At 70.9% G+C, this 19380-nt stretch carries 16 protein-coding genes; 5 read left to right on the plus strand and 11 right to left on the minus strand.

The features are described from left to right. Positions 1 to 8 precede the first annotated feature (8 nt). From IF19_RS0129475 to IF19_RS0129485, 3 genes are read right to left on the minus strand one after another with little or no spacing between them, the layout of a single operon-like run. Positions 9 to 833, minus strand: a complete 825-nt coding sequence (locus IF19_RS0129475) for an HAD family hydrolase (protein ID WP_030118371.1) — start codon at positions 831 to 833, stop codon at positions 9 to 11. Beyond that, positions 830 to 3523, minus strand: coding sequence for a phosphoribosyltransferase (locus tag IF19_RS1000000135555; RefSeq protein WP_050493865.1), 2694 nt, complete (start codon positions 3521 to 3523; stop codon positions 830 to 832). The genes IF19_RS0129475 and IF19_RS1000000135555 overlap by 4 nt, the downstream gene beginning before the upstream one ends. Before the next feature lie 10 nt (positions 3524 to 3533). Then, a complete protein-coding gene (locus IF19_RS0129485; RefSeq protein WP_030118369.1) occupies positions 3534 to 4760 on the minus strand; it encodes an HpcH/HpaI aldolase/citrate lyase family protein in 1227 nt (408 codons plus the stop codon). Positions 4761 to 4972: 212 nt separating this feature from the next. Here IF19_RS0129485 and IF19_RS0129490 point away from each other — a divergent pair, with 212 nt between their 5' ends. Next, positions 4973 to 5857 (plus strand): TerD family protein, encoded by an 885-nt coding sequence (locus IF19_RS0129490; protein ID WP_030277048.1) that lies wholly within the window; start codon positions 4973 to 4975, stop codon positions 5855 to 5857. A gap of 81 nt (positions 5858 to 5938) precedes the next feature. On the opposite strand, the gene IF19_RS0129495 is transcribed toward IF19_RS0129490, so the two are convergent. The 6 genes from IF19_RS0129495 to IF19_RS0129520 form a co-directional block, all read right to left on the minus strand. Continuing rightward, entirely contained in the window at positions 5939 to 6673 is a 735-nt protein-coding gene (locus IF19_RS0129495; RefSeq protein ID WP_030118367.1) for a TerD family protein, read from the minus strand. 153 nt (positions 6674 to 6826) lie between these two features. Then, complete coding sequence (locus tag IF19_RS0129500) at positions 6827 to 7972, minus strand: DUF475 domain-containing protein (protein ID WP_030118366.1); 1146 nt, start codon at positions 7970 to 7972, stop codon at positions 6827 to 6829. Positions 7973 to 8042: 70 nt separating this feature from the next. Then, positions 8043 to 8618 carry a TerD family protein gene (locus tag IF19_RS0129505; RefSeq protein ID WP_030118365.1) on the minus strand — a complete coding sequence of 192 codons (576 nt, stop codon included), beginning with the start codon at positions 8616 to 8618 and terminating at the stop codon, positions 8043 to 8045. A 129-nt stretch (positions 8619 to 8747) separates the two neighbouring features. Then, a complete protein-coding gene (locus tag IF19_RS0129510; RefSeq protein WP_030118364.1) occupies positions 8748 to 9323 on the minus strand; it encodes a TerD family protein in 576 nt (191 codons plus the stop codon). A 138-nt stretch (positions 9324 to 9461) separates the two neighbouring features. Then, positions 9462 to 9920: a peroxiredoxin gene (locus tag IF19_RS0129515; protein ID WP_030118363.1), complete on the minus strand. Its 459-nt coding sequence runs from the start codon at positions 9918 to 9920 to the stop codon at positions 9462 to 9464. A gap of 223 nt (positions 9921 to 10143) precedes the next feature. Further along, positions 10144 to 10581, minus strand: a complete 438-nt coding sequence (locus IF19_RS0129520; protein ID WP_030118362.1) for a DUF3052 domain-containing protein — start codon at positions 10579 to 10581, stop codon at positions 10144 to 10146. Between the two features lie 495 nt (positions 10582 to 11076). Here IF19_RS0129520 and aceE point away from each other — a divergent pair, with 495 nt between their 5' ends. Continuing rightward, positions 11077 to 13809, plus strand: coding sequence for a pyruvate dehydrogenase (acetyl-transferring), homodimeric type (gene aceE, locus IF19_RS0129525; RefSeq protein WP_030118361.1), 2733 nt, complete (start codon positions 11077 to 11079; stop codon positions 13807 to 13809). A 64-nt stretch (positions 13810 to 13873) separates the two neighbouring features. Here the strand turns inward: aceE and IF19_RS0129530 are convergent, their stop codons facing one another. Together IF19_RS0129530 and IF19_RS0129535 are read right to left on the minus strand one after the other, a co-directional pair. After that, the gene (locus tag IF19_RS0129530; RefSeq protein ID WP_050493866.1) at positions 13874 to 14287 is read right to left on the minus strand and encodes a peptidase inhibitor family I36 protein; all 414 of its coding nucleotides are present in this window, start codon (positions 14285 to 14287) and stop codon (positions 13874 to 13876) included. Between the two features lie 180 nt (positions 14288 to 14467). Further along, positions 14468 to 15961: an MFS transporter gene (locus IF19_RS0129535; protein ID WP_418952725.1), complete on the minus strand. Its 1494-nt coding sequence runs from the start codon at positions 15959 to 15961 to the stop codon at positions 14468 to 14470. A 249-nt stretch (positions 15962 to 16210) separates the two neighbouring features. On the opposite strand from IF19_RS0129535, the gene IF19_RS0129540 reads away from it, so the two are divergent. The 3 genes from IF19_RS0129540 (at position 16211) to IF19_RS0129550 (ending at position 19267) form a co-directional block, all read left to right on the plus strand. Beyond that, positions 16211 to 16888 (plus strand): TetR family transcriptional regulator, encoded by a 678-nt coding sequence (locus IF19_RS0129540; protein WP_030118358.1) that lies wholly within the window; start codon positions 16211 to 16213, stop codon positions 16886 to 16888. Positions 16889 to 17012: 124 nt separating this feature from the next. Next, a complete protein-coding gene (locus IF19_RS0129545) occupies positions 17013 to 18221 on the plus strand; it encodes an alpha/beta hydrolase (protein WP_030118357.1) in 1209 nt (402 codons plus the stop codon). Positions 18222 to 18307: 86 nt separating this feature from the next. Next, positions 18308 to 19267 (plus strand): DUF4429 domain-containing protein, encoded by a 960-nt coding sequence (locus IF19_RS0129550; RefSeq protein WP_030118356.1) that lies wholly within the window; start codon positions 18308 to 18310, stop codon positions 19265 to 19267. Positions 19268 to 19380: the final 113 nt, after the last annotated feature.

Raw genomic sequence — 19380 nt, forward strand, 5'->3', positions numbered from 1 at the left:
CCGCACTCTCACGCAGCCGAAGCCGCCAGGAACCGGCGCAGGATCTCCTCCCCCGCCGGGCCGCCGCGCTCCTCCAGCGCGACCACGTGCGGGGCCCGCCAGCCCTCGTCGGCCAGTTCGCCGTGGCCGGGACGCCAGCCGAGGTCGGCGGCGAGCAGCAGGTCGGCGTCGAGGAGGGAGTCCCCGGCGGCGAGCGTGCGCGTCGCACCGGTGCGGCGGGCGACCTCGCGCATCGCGGCGCTCTTGGTGAGCGGCGCGGGCACGGCGTAGATCTTGCGGCCCTGGAGGGAGACCGTCCAGCCGCGCGGCCGGGCCCACGCCGCCAGCTCCTTCACCCACTCCTCGGGCAGGAGGGAGCGTTCGACCACGAGGTAGGCGAAGAGGTCCTCGGCCACCCGTTCCTTGAGCAGCCAGGCCGGGTCGGCGGTGGTGGCGAGGTGGGCGCGGATCTCGGTCAGCGGCGCGCACTCGGCCGCGATCCGGTCCTCCACCTGCCGCTGCCAGTCGGGGTCGGAGACGCCGTCGACCAGGATGTGGCCGCCGTTGGCGCAGATCGCGTACCGGGCGGCGGGTCCCGGCAGGTGGATGCGGCCGTACTGCTCGCGGGTGCGGGTGGTGGTCGGCACGAAGACCGTGGCGCCCGCCACCTCGGTGAGCAGGGCGGCGGCCGTCTCCGTCATGTACGAGAGGGGCTTGTGGCCGTACACCTCGACGCACAGGAGCCGGGGGGCCTCCGCGTCCGGCATGGCGAGGTCGAGGGAGGCCGCCGAGTAGATCAGCGTGCGGTCGAGGTCGCTCGCCACGAGGGTGGTGGCGGAAGAGGTCGCGCTCATGCTTCCCGCACCGCCTCGCCGCCGTCGGCAACCGGGCTCCCGGCCGCCACCGCCCTGCCGTCCGCGCCCGTCGCGCCGCGGGTGAAGCGGGGGTGGATCAGGCCGACGCAGCTGTACGGGAGGTCGTCGACCTCCTCGACCGGGACGCCGCGCTGTTCGGCCAGCAGCCGGATGTGCTCCAGGTCCGGGCCCGCGCCGCGCCGGGCGAGGATCTTCCAGGGGACGCGGCGCAGCAGTACCCGGGTGGTCTCGCCCACGCCGGGCTTGACGAGGTTGACGTCGTGGATGCCGTACTCCTCGCTGATCCGCTCGACGGCCGCCCAGCCCTCCCAGGTCGGGGCGCGGTCGGCGGCGAGCAGGTCCTTCGTCGCGTCGTCGACCTCGGCCGCCACGTCGTCGAACCGGGCGGCGACGGTGTCGAGGAAGTGGTTCGACACGTCGGACGCGGCGAGTTCCCGGTAGAACTTCCCGCCGTGGAAGTCGTCCGGTCCGACCAGGTCGGCGCGGAGCACGGTACGGGAGATGAGGCCGGAGACCGTGGAGTTGAGGCAGGCCGAGGGGATGAGGAAGTCGTCGCGGGTGCCGTACGTCCGGACGCAGCCGCCCGGGTCGGCGAGCACCGCGATCTCCGGGTCGAATCCGGCCGGGCCGCCCGATGCCTCGAACGCCTCGACGGCCGCCGCCAGTTCGCGGGTGATGGCGCCCTTCCCCGTCCAGCCGTCCACGAACACCACGTCGGCCGGGTCGTGGTGGGCCGCGAGCCAGCGCAGGGCGGTGGCGTCGATGCCCCGGCCCCGGACGATGGAGATGGCGTAGTGCGGCAGGTCCAGGCCGTGCCGGTGCCGGGCCCAGCGGCGCATCAGCACCCCGACCGGGGTGCCGGCGCGGGCGAGCGAGACGAGGACGGGGCGCGGGCCGCGTTCGGCGAGGACGGTCTCGGTGACGGTGCCGACCGCGCGGGCGATCCGGGCGGCGGAGGTCTCCAGGGCCGCGGTGAACAGCGCCTGGTAGGCGGGGCTCGGCTGGTACTCGACGGGCAGCGACTCCGCGTAGTGCGCGCCGCCGCTCTGGATCGCCTCCTCGCGCTCCTCGGTGGGCGCCTCCAGTTCGGTGTCCGAGAGGTCCTGGAGCAGCCAGCCGACCTCGTCCGGCGCGTAACTGGAGAAGTCGGGGCCTCTGAGGGGCTCGGGCAGCACGGCGGGCTCCTGAACGGGGGTGGGGGTGTACGAGGGGACGACCGCGAGGAGGACCTGGCCGGTGTGTTCGGCGAGCCGGGCCAGCAGGCCGTCGGGGGCGTGGAGCGCGGGGGTGTCGGCGGTGGAGTCGACGACGGCGACCACGGCGTCGAAGCCGGCGCCCGCCACGTTGTACGCGTACCGGTCGCCGGGGCCGTCCGCCGGGTCGTCGTGGGCCGGGAAGACGAGCCGGGTGCGTATCGCGTAGCCGGGGTCGTCGACGGCCAGGACGGGTGAGCGGGTGGTGGTGGAGTAGCGGACCTCGGCACGGGCGCCCAGGAGTTCTTCGAGGGCGGTGCCGAGGCGGAGCGGGGCGTACATGAGCTCCTCGAAGCCGAGCACGAGGACCCGGCGCGGCGCCCGGACCCGGCCCTGGTCCTGGTCCCGGTCCTGGTCCCGGTCCTGATCCCCGACCCGGTCCTGGCCTTGGCTCCGGGCCGGACTCCGGTCCCGGTCGTGTTCCGCAGCCGGAATCCGGTCGCGGCCCCCGTCCGCGCCCTGTCCGTGATCGTCGCCCCCGCCCGGAGCATCGGCGTCCAGGGCCGTCGCGATCCGCTCCGCCATGGCCGGAAGCGCCGCTTCCAGGGCCGTCCGGTGGTCCGGGGTGAAGCCGTGGCGCCCGCCGTCGGGGACGCCGGCCGGCCAGTCGAGGGCGACGCGGGTGACGCGGGCCGGGACGGGGACGGTGGGCGGCGCGGAGGCGGGGGCCCGTGCCTCCTGCTCCGCGACCAGGGCCTGGCCGCGTTCCAGTACGCCGTCCGGCAGGGCGACCGTTCCGGCGGCGCGGGTCACCAGGTCGACGCGGGCGCCGATCTCGGCGGCGAACGCGGTCAGCCGGTCGCGGTCCGCCGGGGAGCGCATGTCGACCAGGGCGACGATGACGTAGCGCTCGCGGGGGTGCAGGGCGTGCAGGGCGCGGACGGTGTTCAGGACGGTGTTGCCGGTGGAGAACTCGTCGTCGACCAGCACCAGCGTGGAGGCCGGGCCGCCGCCCGCCAGCAGATCGCGGTCCTCCGGCAGCAGCAGGTGCGAGGTGGCGTGCGAGTGGGACTCCTCGAAGCCGCCCGCCGGTGCGACGCCCGCCACCGGCCGCCGGGTGGAGTGCAGGTACGGGGCGTCCCGCAGGCCGTCCGCCACGGCGTGGCCGAGCCCGGTGGCCGTCTCCGCGTACCCGAGGACGACCGCCCGGCGCGCCTCCTGCGGGCCGAGGAGCGCCCGGACCCGCTCACCCAGCTCGTACCCGGCGCCGTGGACGACGGACGGAAGCTGCGGGACGTGCTTGCCCAGCACGTTGGAGACCAGCAGGTGCGCCCGCTTGGGGTTGCGGCGCAGGGCCAGGCCCAGCAGGTCCCCCAGCTCGTCGCCGCCTTCGAGGGCGACGCCCAGCCGCTCGGCCACCCAGTTGCCCGACCACACCACGTTCACGGTCTCTTCTCTCGTCGCGCGCTCGCTCATCGACGCGCGCTCAGTTCGTCAGGCCGGCGGCCAGCAGGTCCACGAAGCCGACGTCTTCCCTCGCCACCCCGAACGCCTCGGCCCGCAGCAGTGTCCGCTCGGCCCAGGCCCGGTGGGGCTTCACCTCGTTCATCTTGTTCGTGTACGCCGAGCGCAGCACCCCGCCGCCCCCGCGCTCGGGGCTCAGGATGTCCTGGGCGTCGGTGTACTCCTCGTGGCTGACCACGGACAGCGCGTGGACCGGCGCCACGTGCGACGGGTGGATGCAGGTCTTGCCGAGCAGCCCGTTGGCGCGGTCCAGCTCGATCTCCCGGAGCAGCCCGTCGAGGTCGTGCTCGATCAGCGCCGTACGCAGTTCCTCGGCGCGGCCCTCCAGGAAGGGGCTGCGGCGGAGCTGGGGCTTGAACATGCGCTCCTGGCGGCGGAAGTACTCCCAGACCGGGCCGGTGATCGTGAAGCCGGAGCCGTCCGCGCGGCCGAGCACGTTGACGACGTCGGCGATCACGGAGGCGACGATGTGGACGTCGTACGCCGTCATGTCGGGGGCGCGGCGCAGTCCGTAGGCCGAGCAGAAGTCGGTGACACCGAGCCGCAGGGCGAGCACCCGGTCCCGGTATTTGTCGACACTGCGGGCGATGCCCCGGAGGATTTCGCCGCGGGTCTCCAGGTGGAGCAGTTCGGGGGATTCGAGGACCGGCATGGCGAAGAGCCGTCTGCCGCACGCCGCTTCGGCCTCGGCGAGCGCCTCCAGGAAGTGACGCCCGCGCTCCTCGGTGAATTTGGGAAGTACGAAACCGGACAACATGCGGACCGAGTCGCCGAGACGTCGTACGAGGTCGGTGATCTGTCCCGGTTCCCGTACGCGGATGAAGAGGAGGGGGACGCCGACGCCGGGGGCGCCGTCCGGGCCCCGCTCGCCGGACTCCGCGGCTCCGCTTGCGGGGGCCGCCGCATCCTGGGCGGCGAGATCGGCGAACTGCCTGATCAGATTGGTTTCGGCGCCGATCACCTCGGCGTCGTCGATCGAGTCCTCCAGGCACAGCACCATCGAGACGACACCGCGTGCGGCCTGCTTCAGCACGTCGTCCGCGAGGGACGGGCGGGTGGCCGGGGAGTAGAGCGTGGCCCCCAGGGCGACGGAGAGCATGCGGGCCGGGGAGTCGGCGGTGAAGACGCTGGGCTCCCGGTGGAACAGACCCTCGCGGGCAGTGGGCGATATATGCCCGAAGTGACGCATTCTTTTCCCCCGAACTGCCTGACCGGTCGAACAACGCATGGCCGGTAATAGTACGTACGGACGGGTGTCAACAGTTCCCCATGTACATGAATTTCCGGTTACCCGCCCCTTGTGCCGCTCATCCTCGCGGTATCGTCGCGCCCTGCTCGCGCCGCCGCCGGGCACGGCGGATCCGCCCCCCGCGTTGTCCGCGCGGGCCCCCAGCAGGCAGGATGACGGTCATGACGCACACGATGCTGAAGGGCTCGAACGTCCCCGTCGATGCCGCGGCCGTCCGGGCCGTGCTGCGCTGGACCCCGGGCACCGGGGTCCCCGACGTGGACGCCTCCGCCCTGCTCCTCGGTGCGTCGGGCCGGGTCCGTTCCGACGAGGACTTCGTCTTCTACAACCAGCCCCGGCACCCGTCCGGCCTGGTCCGGCGGCTGCCGAAGCGCAGCGTCGCGGACGGGCTGACGGACACGGTGGAGGCGGACCTCGGCGCGCTCGACGCGTCGGTGGACCAGGTGGTCATCGCGGCCTCCTCCGACGGGGCCGCCTTCGAACAGGTGCCGGACCTGCGGATCCTGCTGTTCGACGCCGCGTACGCCGACGGCGAGCCGCTGGCGGTGTTCGACGTCCGGCCGGAGACCGGCGAGGAGACGGCGATCATCTGCGGCGAGCTCTACCGCCGCGGCGACGGATGGAAGTTCCGCGCGGTCGGCCAGGGGTATCCCACCGGGCTGATCGGCCTGGCCACCGCCTTCGGCATCTCGGTGGACGACTCGGAGGCGTCCCAGGGGGCCCAGGACCCGGCGGGCCCGGGGCCGCTCCCCGCCGCCGTTCCCCCGCCCCCGTCCGTGCCGCCGGAGATCCCCGCGCCCGCCGGGACGGGCCCCGACGCGCAGGCCACGGTCCAGCACCAGCAGCCCTCGTACGGCTACCCGCCCCAGGCCGCGCACCCCGCGGCGGTCGCCGGGACGCATCAGCCGGCGTACGGCTACCCGCAGCCCGCCGCGCCGCCCGCGTACGGCTATCCGCAGCCGGCGGCCGCCGCCGCGCACGCGCCCGACCCTCATTTCGTCCTGCCTCCCCAGGGTCCGCAGTTCGTCCGGGCCTGAGCCCCGTCTGCGGAGCCCCGTGCGGTGCGGGCGGAACAGCCGGACCCGTGCCTGGGGACAGCCCTTCGCCGTGCGCCCGGCTCAGGTGCGTGACTTGTAGCCCCGCCCCCATTGCATGCCGTAGCCGTACAGCCGGTCCAGCTCCGACTGGAAGCCGTACACGAACTTCACCTCACGGCGCACGATCAGCTCGTCCTTCACGTTCTCCACGGTGAACACCGCGCAGGAGCGGGCCTGCGGCGCCCGCTCGTCCAGCTCGATCTCGATGCGCGGGCCGTTGCCCGGGTAGAGCGTGACCTTGGCGTGCGTACGGTCGAACGCGGGCGTCCGGTCGTAGATGTAGACGAAGAACAGCAGGCGCTTGATCTGGTCGCGCTGGTCGAGGTTGACGTAGACCGTCTCGCCCGAGGGCGCGCCGAACCGGTCGTCCCCGCTGAGCCGGATGTACGGCGGCCCGTTCAGGTCGCCGATGAGGCTGCCCAGCGGCTGGACGACCCCCTTGGTGCCGTCGGCCAGCTCGTACATGCAGCCGAGGTCCAGGTCGACGTTGACGACGCCTTGCGTGTGCGCCTGGACCACCTCGGGCTGGAAGAACTGGAGGGGGTGGCGCAGCCGGCCGCTCCGGCGTGAGCGGCCCTCGATGTCCGAGGTCCGCATGCGCCAGGAGAGATTGACCCGGAGGTTGCCCGAGAGGGCGCCCTGTTTGTTGAGCGAGACCGTGGCGTTGCGTTTGGTCAGCACGATCGCGCTCGACGTCGAGTTGCCCGAGTCGAACTGCGCCGCACGCCCCGGCCACAGGCCGTCGAAGAATCCCATGCCAACCCCCACCCTGTTCGCGCCCGCTGCTCGCGCCGCTCGTACCCGCCCGGACATCGCTGCGGGGCGGCCACCGGGCCGGGTCCGGGAGATACCGGAGAGCCGTCGCCGTGTGGGCCGCCCCGCAGAGAGCGTTCCTCAATCCCCGCCGGGTCACACCCCGGCGGACACCTCGGACTTGTCTCCCGAGCCGCCGCCGGATTCGGCGGCGAGCGCGCGGTTGCGCCTGACCGAGGACCAGAAGGAGAGGGCGATCAGGATCACCCCGACCGATCCGGTGATCAGTTCGTTGATCTCGTACTGGATGGTGATCAGCAGGATCACGGAGAGCGCGCCGATCGCGTAGTGCGCGCCGTGCTCCAGGTAGACGTAGTCGTCGAGCGTTCCCTCGCGCACCAGGTAGACGGTGAGCGAACGGACGTACATGGCGCCGATGCCGAGGCCGAGCGCCATCAGGACGATCTCGTTGGTGATGGCGAAGGCGCCGATGACGCCGTCGAAGGAGAACGAGGCGTCGAGGACTTCCAGGTACAGGAAGAGGAAGAACGCGGCCTTTCCGGCGAGGGCGACCCCGGTGACGGGCTTGCCCTTCTTCTTGGCCTCTTCCTCCGCCTCGTGCTCACGCTCCTCCTCCTCTTCGAGCTTGTTCTCGAAGAAGCCGGAGAGCCCGCCGACGATCAGGTAGGTGATCAGACCGGCGATACCGGAGAGCATGACCGTCGACGCCTTGTCGGCGTGGCCGCCGCCGTGCTGATGCGCGTGGGTCGCGAAGGTCAGCGCGGAGATCAGGAGGACGATCAGCGCGACGCAGACGGAGAGCATGTCGACCTTGCCGAGCTTGGCGAGCGGACGCTCGATCCAGCGCAGCCAGTGGATGTCCCGCTCCTCGTCGAAGATGAAGTCGAGGAAGATCATGATCAGGAACATGCCACCGAAGGCGGCGATCGACGGATGGGCGTCCGTGACCAGTTCCTTGTACTTGTCCGGGTCGTTGAAGGAGAGGTCGATCGCCTCGATCGGCCCGAGCTGGGCGCTCACGGCGACGATCACGACGGGGAACACCAGCCGCATACCGAAGACGGCGATGAGAATGCCGATGGTCAGGAAGATCTTCTGCCAGAAGGCATTCATCTTCTTCAGGATTCCGGCGTTGATCACCGCGTTGTCAAAGGACAGCGAGATCTCCAGGACGGACAGGATCGCCACGATGCCGAATGCCTGCCACCCCCCGTAGATGACCGCCGCGACCAGGCCGAGCGCGGTGACCGCGAACGACCAGCCGAAGGTTTTCAGTACCACTGGCTACCCCATCGTGTTATGTAAAACGGGTCTCCCCCGGTGTGTCGGGGCTCCCCCTCGCCCACGGGCGCTACGAAACGTTGACGCCGAAGTCTAGAGCGATGCCCCGCAGGCCGGACGCGTACCCCTGGCCGACCGCACGGAACTTCCACTCGCCGTTGTACCGGTAGAGCTCGCCGAAGATCATCGCGGTTTCCGTCGAGGCGTCCTCGCTGAGGTCGTAGCGGGCCAGCTCCTTGCCGTCGGACTGGTTGACCACCCGGATGAAGGCATTGCTGACCTGGCCGAACGCCTGGCCCCGGTTGTCCGCGTCGTGGATCGAGACCGGAAAGACGATCTTGTCGCAGTGCGCGGGGACCTGGTCGAGGCGGACGATGACGGACTCGTCGTCGCCGTCGCCCTCGCCCGTCAGGTTGTCCCCGGTGTGCTCGACGGAGCCGTCCGGGCTGGTGAGGTTGTTGTAGAAGACGAACCACTCGTCACCGAGGACCCGGCCCGACTGGCACAGCAGCGCGCTGGCGTCGAGGTCGAAGTCGGCCCCCGTGGTGGAGCGTGCGTCCCAGCCGAGCCCGACCAGCACCTGGGTGAGGTTGGGTGCGACCTTGGAGAGGGAGACATTGCCTCCCTTGGCGAGCGTGACGCCCATGTGTGTCCTCCCCGAGTCGTGAAAAAACGCTGCCGGGCGCTTTCGACGCCCGGGGCCGGGCGTCGAAAGCGCCCGGTGGTGGGCGCCCGGCAGGTCACAGCCGGCCGGGCGCCCCGTGGCGCCGGAACGTCAGACGTTGACGCCGAAGTCCTGGGCGATGCCGCGCAGACCGGAGGCGTACCCCTGGCCGATGGCGCGGAACTTCCACTCGGCGCCGTTGCGGTACAGCTCGCCGAAAACCATCGCGGTCTCGGTCGAGGCGTCCTCGCTCAGGTCGTAGCGGGCGAGCTCGCTGTTGTCGGCCTGGTTGACCACGCGGATGTACGCGTTGCGGACCTGGCCGAAGCTCTGCTGACGGCTCTCGGCCTCGTAGATCGAGACCGGGAAGACGATCTTGTCGACGTCGGCCGGGACGCCCGCGAGGTTCACCTTGATGACCTCGTCGTCGCCCTCGCCCTCACCGGTGAGGTTGTCCCCGGTGTGCTCGACGGAGCCGTCGGGGCTCTTGAGGTTGTTGAAGAAGACGAAGTTGCCGTCGGCGGCGACCTTGCCCTCGGTGTTCGTCAGCAGGGCGCTGGCGTCGAGGTCGAAGTCACCCCCGGTGGTGGTGCGGGCGTCCCAGCCCAGACCGACGATGACCGCGGTCAGGTTGGGCGCGGCCTTGGTCAGCGAGACGTTGCCGCCCTTGCTGAGGCTGACTCCCACGAGTCCTCCAGTAGTTTTCTCAGGGGCCGGCAGACACCAGCGTCCCCGTCGTTCGTTGGCATCGGATCAACGATTGGATCCTAGTGACCGGTTCCCGGCCAAAACAGGCTTTTGACCGGGCGTCGCCAGGAGTTCCGCTCAGAGCGCTTCGAGCGCCTTCACGTAGTCGTTCAGGTCGCGGGCGTCCGGGAGGCCGTTGACGACGCTCCAGCGGACGACGCCCTCCTTGTCGATGACGAAGGTGCCGCGCACGGCGCAGCCCTTGTCCTCGTCGAAGACGCCGTAGGCGCGCGAGGTCTCCCCGTGCGGCCAGAAGTCGGAGAGCAGCGGGTACTCCAGCCCCTCCTGCTCGGCGAAGACGCGCAGGGTGTGGATGGAGTCGTTGGAGACCGCGAGCAGCTGGGTGCCCTCGTTCTCGAAGCGGGGCAGCTCGTCGCGGAGCGCGCACAGCTCGCCGGTGCAGACGCCGGTGAAGGCGAACGGGTAGAACACCAGCACCACGTTCTTCTCACCGCGGAACTCCGACAGCCGCACGGTCCGGCCGTGGTTGTCCTTGAGCTCGAAATCCGGGGCCTGGCTGCCGACCTCGATCGTCATGGAACACGCATCCCTTCGCCGCTTCTCCGCATCCCCGGCCGGTCCGTCCGGGTGGCCCCCACCCTACGCACGGTCCCCCGCCCGACCGCGAACGGTCCCGGTCGCCGGTCCCGCGGGGCCTCCCGCCCTGCCCGGGGCGCCCACGGGCCCCGCGGGCGTACGAAGGCCCCCGCGGGCACGGTGTGCGCGCCCGCGAGGGCCCTGAGGTGGTGCGAAGAGCGGCTCAGCGCTTGGCCTTGGCCCCCTTGGGGGTGGCCAGACGGCTGCCCGTCCAGTCCTTGCCCGCGCTGATGGTCTTGGTCTGGGCGAGCCCGGCCGTCTGGGCGGCCTCGTTGATGTCGCTCGGCTCGACGTAACCGTCACGGCCGGTCTTCGGCGTCATCAGCCAGACCATGCCGCCGTCCTCGATCAGACCGATGGCATCCACCAGCGCGTCCGTAAGGTCGCCGTCCTCGTCGCGGAACCAGAGCAGGACGACGTCGGCGACATCGTCGTACTCCTCGTCGACGAGTTCCTGGCCGGTAGTGGCCTCAATGCCCTCACGGAGCTCCAGCTCGACGTCTTCGTCGTAGCCGATCTCCTGGACCACCTGTCCGGGCTCGAACCCCAGGCGTGCAGCCGGGTTGGTCCGCTCCTCCGCGTGGTCCGCGGTCGCGCTCACGGGTTGCCTCCTGATCATGTCTTCGGAAAATGCTCAGCCACGCGCGTGCGCGGGGCGTAGGCCGTAGTCCACACGGGCCCGGCGAATCGCGCAAGTACCCAGCGTGCGAGACCGCCTATACGGTGACGTTCCCTGCCACGTCATCGCAAGTTCCGGCATGTCTCTCCGGCGGCTTCACCGGGTCTCCCCGGCTCTCTCCATCCGTTTACGTCCTTCCTCAGCTTATGCCGTTTCGATCCGCCAATCGGATTCGAACAGCCTTTGGGAACGCTTGGACGCCTTGGGCGTAAGGTTGCGGTTTGCCCGTACCCAGCCGCGTACCGCTCATACTCGTGCCCCGCCGAGCAGTTTTCGGAACCTCGGGGTTACCCCACGGTAGAGATGACGTTCGGGCCTTCGCGGTAGCACGATGGAGGCGGCGCGCACAGAGTTGACCCGGGGGTACGTTCCCCGTAACGAACCCCGTAGAGCATCACCGAACAGCGAAGGAACAGTGTGGCTTCCGGATCCGATCGCAACCCGATCATCATTGGCGGCCTTCCGAGCCAGGTCCCGGATTTCGATCCCGAGGAGACCCAGGAATGGCTGGACTCCCTCGACGCCGCCGTCGACGAGCGCGGCCGTGAGAGGGCCCGCTATCTGATGCTCCGGCTCATCGAACGCGCGCGGGAGAAGCGCGTCGCGGTGCCGGAGATGCGCAGCACGGACTACGTGAACACGATCGCCACGAAGGACGAGCCGTTCTTCCCCGGCGACGAGGAGATCGAACGCAAGATCCTCAACGCGACCCGCTGGAACGCGGCCGTGATGGTCTCGCGGGCGCAGCGGCCGGGGATCGGCGTCGGCGGTCACATCGCCACCTTCGCGTCCTCCGCCTCCCTGTACGACGTGGGCTTCAACCACTTCTTCCGGGGCAAGGACCAGGGCGACGGCGGCGACCAGATCTTCTTCCAGGGGCACGCGTCCCCGGGGATCTACGCCCGCGCGTACCTGCTGGACCGGCTGAGCGAGGCGCAGCTCGACGCCTTCCGCCAGGAGAAGTCGAAGGCCCCGAACGGGCTGTCCAGCTACCCGCACCCGCGGCTGATGCCGGACTTCTGGGAGTTCCCGACCGTCTCGATGGGCCTCGGCCCGCTCGGGGCGATCTACCAGGCGCGGATGAACCGCTACATGGAGGCGCGCGGCATCGCCGACACCTCCAAGTCGCACGTCTGGGCCTACCTGGGCGACGGCGAGATGGACGAGCCGGAGTCGCTGGGCCAGCTCTCCATCGCGGCCCGCGAGGGCCTGGACAACCTGACCTTCGTGGTCAACTGCAACCTCCAGCGCCTCGACGGCCCGGTGCGCGGCAACGGCAAGATCATCCAGGAGCTGGAGTCGCAGTTCCGGGGCGCCGGCTGGAACGTCATCAAGCTGGTCTGGGACCGCTCCTGGGACCCGCTGCTGGCGCAGGACCGCACGGGCATCCTGGTCAACAAGCTGAACACCACCCCGGACGGTCAGTTCCAGACGTACGCCACGGAGACGGGCGCGTACATCCGCGAGCACTTCTTCGGCGACGACCCGCGGCTGCGGGACATGGTCAAGGACATGTCCGACCACCAGATCCTGCACCTCGGGCGCGGTGGCCACGACCACCGCAAGGTCTACGCGGCCTACGCGGCGGCCAAGGCGCACAAGGGGCAGCCGACGGTCATCCTGGCGCAGACGGTCAAGGGCTGGACCCTGGGGCCGAACTTCGAGGGCCGCAACGCGACCCACCAGATGAAGAAGCTCACGGTCGAGGACCTCAAGCGGTTCCGCGACCGCCTGCACATCCCGATCACGGACAAGCAGCTGGACGAGGGCTACCCGCCCTACTACCACCCGGGCCGCGACTCGGACGAGATCCAGTACATGCACGACCGCCGCCAGGGTCTGGGCGGGTACGTCCCGACCCGGGTGGTCCGCGCGAAGCCGCTGCCGCAGCCCGAGGACAAGGTGTTCGCGGCCGCGAAGAAGGGTTCGGGTTCGCAGTCGATCGCCACCACCATGGCGTTCGTCCGCATCCTGAAGGACCTCATGCGGGACAAGGAGATCGGCAAGCGTTTCGTGCTGATCGCCCCCGATGAGTACCGCACCTTCGGCATGGACGCGTTCTTCCCGAGTGCGAAGATCTACAACCCGCTGGGCCAGCAGTACGAGGCGGTCGACCGCGATCTGCTGCTCGCCTACAAGGAGTCCCCGACGGGCCAGATGCTGCACGACGGCATCTCCGAGGCGGGGTGCACGGCGTCGCTGATCGCGGCCGGCTCGGCGTACGCCACGCACGGCGAGCCGCTGATCCCGGTGTACGTCTTCTACTCGATGTTCGGGTTCCAGCGCACCGGCGACCAGTTCTGGCAGATGGCCGACCAGCTCTCGCGCGGTTTCGTCCTGGGCGCGACCGCCGGCCGCACGACGCTGACCGGCGAGGGGCTCCAGCACGCGGACGGCCACTCGCAGCTGCTCGCCTCGACGAACCCGGGCTGTGTCGCGTACGACCCGGCGTACGGGTTCGAGATCGCGCACATCATGAAGGACGGGCTGCGCCGGATGTACGGCGAGGCCAACGAGGACGTCTTCTACTACCTCACCGTCTACAACGAGCCGATCCAGCACCCGGCCGAGCCGGAGAACGTGGACGTCGAGGGCATCCTCAAGGGCATCCACCGCTTCTCCGCCGGTGAGAAGGGCGAGATCCCGGCCCAGATCATGGCGTCGGGCGTGGCGGTCCCCTGGGCCCTGGAGGCGCAGCGGATCCTCGCGGACGAGTGGAACGTCAGGGCGGACGTCTGGTCGGCGACCTCCTGGAACGAGCTGCGCCGCGAGGCGGTGGACGTGGAGCGCCACAACCTCCTGCACCCGGAGGAGGAGCAGCGCGTCCCGTACGTGACCAGGAAGCTCGAAGGGGCCCAGGGCCCATTCGTGGCGGTCTCGGACTGGATGCGCTCGGTGCCGGACCAGATCGCGCGCTGGGTGCCGGGCGCCTACCAGTCGCTGGGCGCGGACGGCTTCGGCTTCGCGGACACCCGGGGCGCGGCCCGCCGGTTCTTCCACATCGACGCGCAGTCGATCGTGCTGGCGGTCCTGACCGAGCTGGCCAAGGAGGGCCGGATCGACCGGTCCGCCCTCAAGAAGGCCGTGGACCGCTACGAGCTGCTGGACGTGACGGCGGCCGACCCCGGCGCGGCGGGCGGCGACGCGTAGCCGCAGGCGGACGGGCCCGGAGGGGCGGTGGCACGACGCCACCGCCCCTCCGGCATGTCCGGGCTCAGTTCTCCCAGATCTTGAAGGCGCGGACCTGGTACGGGGACCGGGGCGTCCAGGTCCCGCCGCCGGGGTACGTCTCGAACTCCCCGGTCTCCGCGCACTCGGCGGACTGGTAGGTGGTGACGGGCCGGCCGGTGCGGTTGGCGAGGGACTGGGCGTCGCCGCCCCCGGGCAGCGGGACGCAGCTCTCGATGTCGGTGCCGGAGAGTTCGAAGGTGTGGCGGGCCCCGGTGAAGTCAGCCTTCTTCCAGAGGCAGAGCCGCCCCGGTTCGCAGGTCCCGAGCTTGACGCCCGCGGACCGGTCGGGCGCGGCTGCCGCCCGGTCGGGCGACAGGGCCTGGGGAACGAGTGCGGTGCAGGCCAGGACGGCCGCCGCGAGAACGGTCGTGCGCAGGGTAAGGACGGTCGTGCGCATGGTGGTCAACCCCCGTGGTCGATCGGTGCTGTTCTTTCCGCCGATCACTCTGCGTCACCATGCAGGCGGTGCGGAAGAGCGGAGGGGGTCCACCACCCTGATAGGCGACAGCCCCGCCGAAAGGATTCGGCGGGGCTGTGCGATGCGCTGTGTTGACGTACGAGGTCGTACCGGGCCGGGTCAGATGTGGCCGACTGCGGCGCCCGCCTCGGCGTTCTCGCCGCGCTTGGTGAGGGTGGCGACGAGGGCGGCGATGACCGCGACCACACCGGCGACGGTGAAGGCCAGCCCCATGCCGGACATGAAGGTGTCGTGGATGACCCCGCCGATGCGGGCGGCGATGTCCGGCGTCATGCCGGGGGCCTGACCGAGCTCACCGGGGACCATGCCGAACTCGGCGGCCTTCTCCAGCGCGGGGTCCGCCTGGCCCGGCAGGCCCGCGTCCTTCCAGTTGCCCGCGAAGTCGGCGCTGACCTTGGAGGACATGACCGCGCCGAGGACGGCGGTGCCGAGCGCGCCGCCGACCTGCATGGCGGCCTGCTGGAGCCCGCCGGCCACGCCGGACAGCTCCAGGGGCGCGTTGCCGACGATGACCTCGGTGGCGCCGACCATGACCGGGGCCAGACCGCAGCCGAGGAGGGCGAACCAGAGGGACATGGTGAAGGTGCCGGTGGACTCGCTGAGCGTGGTCATGCCGAACATCGCGGTGGCCGTGAAGACCATGCCGCCGACCAGCGGGATGCGGGGGCCGAACTTGGTGATCAGCAGACCCGCCACCGGCGAGGAGACGATCATCATCGCGGTCAGCGGCAGCAGGTGCAGACCGCTGTCGACGGGGCTGAGGCCGTGGACGCCCTGGAGGAAGAACGTCACGAAGAAGAGGCCGCCCATGAAGGCGAAGGCCATCAGCACCATGAGGATGACACCGGCCGTCAACGGGACGGAGCGGAACATCTTCAGCGGGACGAGCGGCTCCCTGACCCGGTTCTGCCAGACGCCGAAGAGGATGAACGCCGCGACGGCGGAGGCCAGCCACGCCCAGGTCCGGCCGTCGCCCCAGCCCCAGGACTCACCGGCCTTGATGATGCCCCAGATGAGGGCGAACATCGCGCTGGAGAGCAGCAGGATGCCGATCACGTCGAAGGAGCGCGGGGCGTTGGCGGCGCGGTGGTCGCGCAGGATCACCAGGCCGAAGACGAGCGCGACGACGCCGACGGGTACGTTGATGAAGAAGACCGACTGCCAGCTGACGTGCTCGACGAGGAGACCGCCGACGATCGGGCCGCCCGCGGTGGACGCGCCGATGACCATGCCCCAGATGCCGATCGCCATGTTCAGCTTTTCGGCGGGGAAGGTCGCGCGCAGCAGGCCGAGCGCGGCCGGCATCAGCAGGGCGCCGAAGAGGCCCTGGAGGACGCGGAAGAGGATGACCAGCGAGATCTCGCTGGAGAGGCCGATCGCACCGGAGGCGAGCGCGAAGCCCGCGATGCCGATGAGGAAGGTCTGCCGGTGGCCGAAGCGGTCGCCCAGCTTGCCCGCGGTGATCAGGGCGACGGCGAGGGCGAGCAGATAGCCGTTGGTGATCCACTGGACGTCGGCGAGCGAGGCGCCGAGGTCCCGCTGGATCGCGGGGTTCGCGATGGCGACGATGGTGCCGTCGAGGGCGACCATCATCACGCCGATGGCGACGGCGAAGAGGGTCAGCCAGGGGTGGCCGCGAAGCCCCTTGACCGGGGCGGGTACTGCGTTGTCTTCAGGCTCCCGCGGCGCCTTCTCGACGGTGGTCTGACTAGTCATAACGGGGAGACTAGTGACAGCGTCTGACAGTTGACAAACCAATTCACAAGACAGTAACTGTCACGTGGCTCACACAGGGCTCATAGGTATGCTGAGCTGGAGAAATACGGGAAAAGAGGGTGGTACGTGACCGAGGGGCAGGCAGGCGGGCCACGAGCCGGACTGCGTGAACGCAAGAAGCAGCGCACCCGCGACGCCTTGGTGCGCGCCTCCCTCGAACTGTTCACCACCCAGGGGTACGAACGCACCACGGTCGACGAGATCGTCGAGGCCGTGGACGTCTCGCAGCGCACCTTCTTCCGCTACTTCGCGAGCAAGGAGGACGTCACCTTTGCGGTGCAGGAGATGGTCGAGTCCCGCTTCATCGACGAGCTGCGCCGCCGGCCCGCGCACGAGGCGCCCTTCGAGGCCATGCGCGGGGCGGTGCTGTGCGCGTGGAACAGCATCGGCGAGGCGATCGAGGAGGTCGTCACCGTCGATCTCCACATGCGCGTGTACCGGATCATCGAGTCCACGCCCACCCTGCTCGCCGCGCACATGCGGCGCGGGGTCGCCCTGGAGAACCAGGTCGCCCTGCTGATCGCGGAGCGTGAGGGGCTCGACGTGGAGCGCGACCCCCGCCCCCGGGTGGCCGTCGCCGCGTTCTCGGCGGTGATGCGGGTGACCGGCCAGCTGTGGGGCCGCGGCCACGACGCGAGCGTGGAGGCGCTGCGCGATCTGACGGAGGAGTACCTCGACCAGCTCGTCCCGGCCCTCGCCCGCGACTGGCGCCCGGCGGGCCGGGGGCCTCAGCAGGAGTGGTAGCGGTGACCCGGTCACGACGCCAGGGTGACGCCGCGTGAGAAATTCTCCGTTAATCCCTCGCGGACGGGTGATGTCGCTCACCTGAAACACGGAGGCCGTCGCACGTCTCCTAGGGTGTGGCGCAGTGACTTCTTTCGACACCTCTCCCACGTTGACCGTCTGGCGCGCGCTGCTCGCCGTAGCGGTGGTGTTCGTGATGCTGGGGACGACGGGCTGGAGCGCCGTCCGTGACCAGCACGCCGACGGGCCGCGCGAGCTGGCGCTCGCCGCCTGGGCCCGGGACAAGATAGCGGGCCGGCAGCTGCCGGAGGCGGACGCCCCCACCACGCGGCTGGCGCACTTCTTCGCCTCCCTCACCTCGGCGCAGCGCATGGTCCTCGCGGCCCGGCACCCGTCGGTGGTGGGAAACCTGAACGGCGCGCCGGTCGCCATGCGCTACCGCGCCAACCGGGTGGCGCTCGGGCAGGCCGTGACCGCCGAGCGGGTGCGGAGCAGCGACCCGAAGCTCTCGCCGGACGGCCGGGCCGAGGCGCGGGCCCGGCTCGACCGGTTCCGCTCACTGCTCAAGGGCGACCGCAAGATCCTGGCCTTCGACCCGTCCGGGCGGGGCCGGGCGGCCGAGGTGTTCGGGAACCTCGACCGGGCCTCCCGGGTCTCCGTCGTCGTCCCCGGCGTGGACACGCACCTGCTGACCCTGGAACGCAGCCAACGCCGGTACACGGCCCCGGTCGGCATGGCGAAGTCGCTGTACGAGGCGGAGCGCGCGGCCTCCCCGGCCACCCGTACCGCCGTGATCGCCTGGGCCGACTACACCGCACCGGTCGGCGTCGGCATGGACGCGGCGCTCGGCGCGCTCGCCTCCGACGGCGCGGTCCGGCTGAACGCGCTGGTCCAAGCGTTGCCCGGCCGCTCCCGGGTCTCGTTGTTCTGCCACAGCTACGGTTCCGTCGTCTGCGGGATCGCCGCGCACCGGGCCCCGGGCCGGGTGGCCGACATCGCGGTCGCGGGGAGCCCCGGCATGCGGGCCGCCCACGCGGGACAGCTGGAGACCGGCGCCCGGATCTGGGCGATGCGGGACGGGGACGACTGGATCGGGGACGTACCGCACATGGAGTTCGGCGGGATCGGTCACGGGGCCGATCCGGTGGACCCGGCCTTCGGCGCGCGGATCGTCTCGGCGGCCGGCGCCGCCGGGCACAGCGGCTACTTCGTGCCGGGCACCGAGAGCCTGGACAACTTCGCCGCGATCGGCGTCGGCGCGTACGGATCGGTGAGCTGCGCGAGCGCCGACAGCGCCTGTCACCGCGGTATCTCCGGCGAGCTGGAGGGCTGACGCGCGTAAAAGCGCGTGTCGGGCGGATAAACAGATCATTGCTTCAAGGGGGGACGTGCGCGACCGTGCCGCATACGATGAGGCACATGGGTGATGTGCTGGCCGGAATTCATGCCACCTGGGAGTTCGACACCGACGCCGTGCTCATCCGCTTCGAACGGGGCATCCGCGCACCGAAGCTCTTCCAGAGCCTGCGGGAACGCCGCATCCCGTATGCGGCGCTGTCGTCGGTGACGCTGACCCCCGGCAAGCGGAACACGGTGGTGCTGCGTGCCGTGCCGAGGGTGGGCGCCGATCCTCTGGTGGAGGCTGCCGCCGGGCAGCTCAAGGAGGGGTACGACCCGTATCGCCTGGTGCTTCCGGCGGAGCGGGAAGTACTCGCGGAGTACTACGCGGATGAGCTGCGGACCGTGCTGGACCCGGCGTCCGACGAGCCCGCCGACCGCTTCCTGGTGGCCGCCCCCGAGGCCCCGATGTCCTTCAAGGCGTACGACGGGCGGGCCGGCTTCGACGGGGATCGGGTCTCCTTCCGGTGGTCGTGGACCGGGGCCTCCAGCGCCAAGTGGAAGGCCGGGGACCAGACCTTCCGGGTGGGGGAACTGGCCGGAATCGTATGGCGCTCCCCCGAGGCGCTCGACGGCTATCTGCGGCTGATACCCCGCACGGCCGCCCCGGTCGACCACCGCGCCGGCGGCAGCCTGGACGACACGCTCGGCCCGGTCGCCGGCGAGGGGGAGACCGGCGGTCCGGCGGCCGGCGAGCCCTCGGCGTCGCGGGCCGCCGACCAGGACCCGGCGGCCGTGCTGTTCGGGCTGGGGTACGGGCCGGTGCACGAGTCGCTGCCGTTCGCCGCCGCCGTCCTGGAGTCCGTACGCCGGACCCAGCCCGGGTCCGGCGGCCCGGCCCCGGCCCTGGTGTCCGCCGGGCGGCGCGATCCGGCGGACATCGCGGAGCGGATCCACCACCTCGGGGAGCTGCACCGGGCGGGGCTGGTGACGGACGCCGAGTTCAGCGCGAAGAAGGCCGAGCTGCTCTCGGAGCTGTGACCCGGCCCTCGGCCCGTCCGGTCCCGGCGCGTCGTGGCCCGCCCGGTCCCGGCGCGTCGACCCCGTGCCCGGGTTGGCGCGGGGACCCAGTGCCCGGGTCGGCGCGGGGACCC

The organism is Streptomyces californicus (assembly GCF_000717645.1).
GTDB lineage: Bacteria > Actinomycetota > Actinomycetes > Streptomycetales > Streptomycetaceae > Streptomyces > Streptomyces californicus.

What these genes read in the sequence shown, in the direction of transcription:
- IF19_RS0129475 (WP_030118371.1), bottom strand. Translation starts at nt 833, where the DNA reads ATGAGCGCGACCTCTTCCGCCACCACCCTCGTGGCGAGCGACCTCGAC.
- IF19_RS1000000135555 (WP_050493865.1), bottom strand. Translation starts at nt 3,523, where the DNA reads ATGAGCGAGCGCGCGACGAGAGAAGAGACCGTGAACGTGGTGTGGTCG.
- IF19_RS0129485 (WP_030118369.1), bottom strand. Translation starts at nt 4,760, where the DNA reads ATGCGTCACTTCGGGCATATATCGCCCACTGCCCGCGAGGGTCTGTTC.
- IF19_RS0129490 (WP_030277048.1), top strand. Translation starts at nt 4,973, where the DNA reads ATGACGGTCATGACGCACACGATGCTGAAGGGCTCGAACGTCCCCGTC.
- IF19_RS0129495 (WP_030118367.1), bottom strand. Translation starts at nt 6,673, where the DNA reads ATGGGATTCTTCGACGGCCTGTGGCCGGGGCGTGCGGCGCAGTTCGAC.
- IF19_RS0129505 (WP_030118365.1), bottom strand. Translation starts at nt 8,618, where the DNA reads ATGGGCGTCACGCTCGCCAAGGGAGGCAATGTCTCCCTCTCCAAGGTC.
- IF19_RS0129515 (WP_030118363.1), bottom strand. Translation starts at nt 9,920, where the DNA reads ATGACGATCGAGGTCGGCAGCCAGGCCCCGGATTTCGAGCTCAAGGAC.
- IF19_RS0129530 (WP_050493866.1), bottom strand. Translation starts at nt 14,287, where the DNA reads ATGCGCACGACCGTCCTTACCCTGCGCACGACCGTTCTCGCGGCGGCC.
- IF19_RS0129535 (WP_418952725.1), bottom strand. Translation starts at nt 15,961, where the DNA reads ATGATGGTCGCCCTCGACGGCACCATCGTCGCCATCGCGAACCCCGCG.
- IF19_RS0129550 (WP_030118356.1), top strand. Translation starts at nt 18,308, where the DNA reads ATGGGTGATGTGCTGGCCGGAATTCATGCCACCTGGGAGTTCGACACC.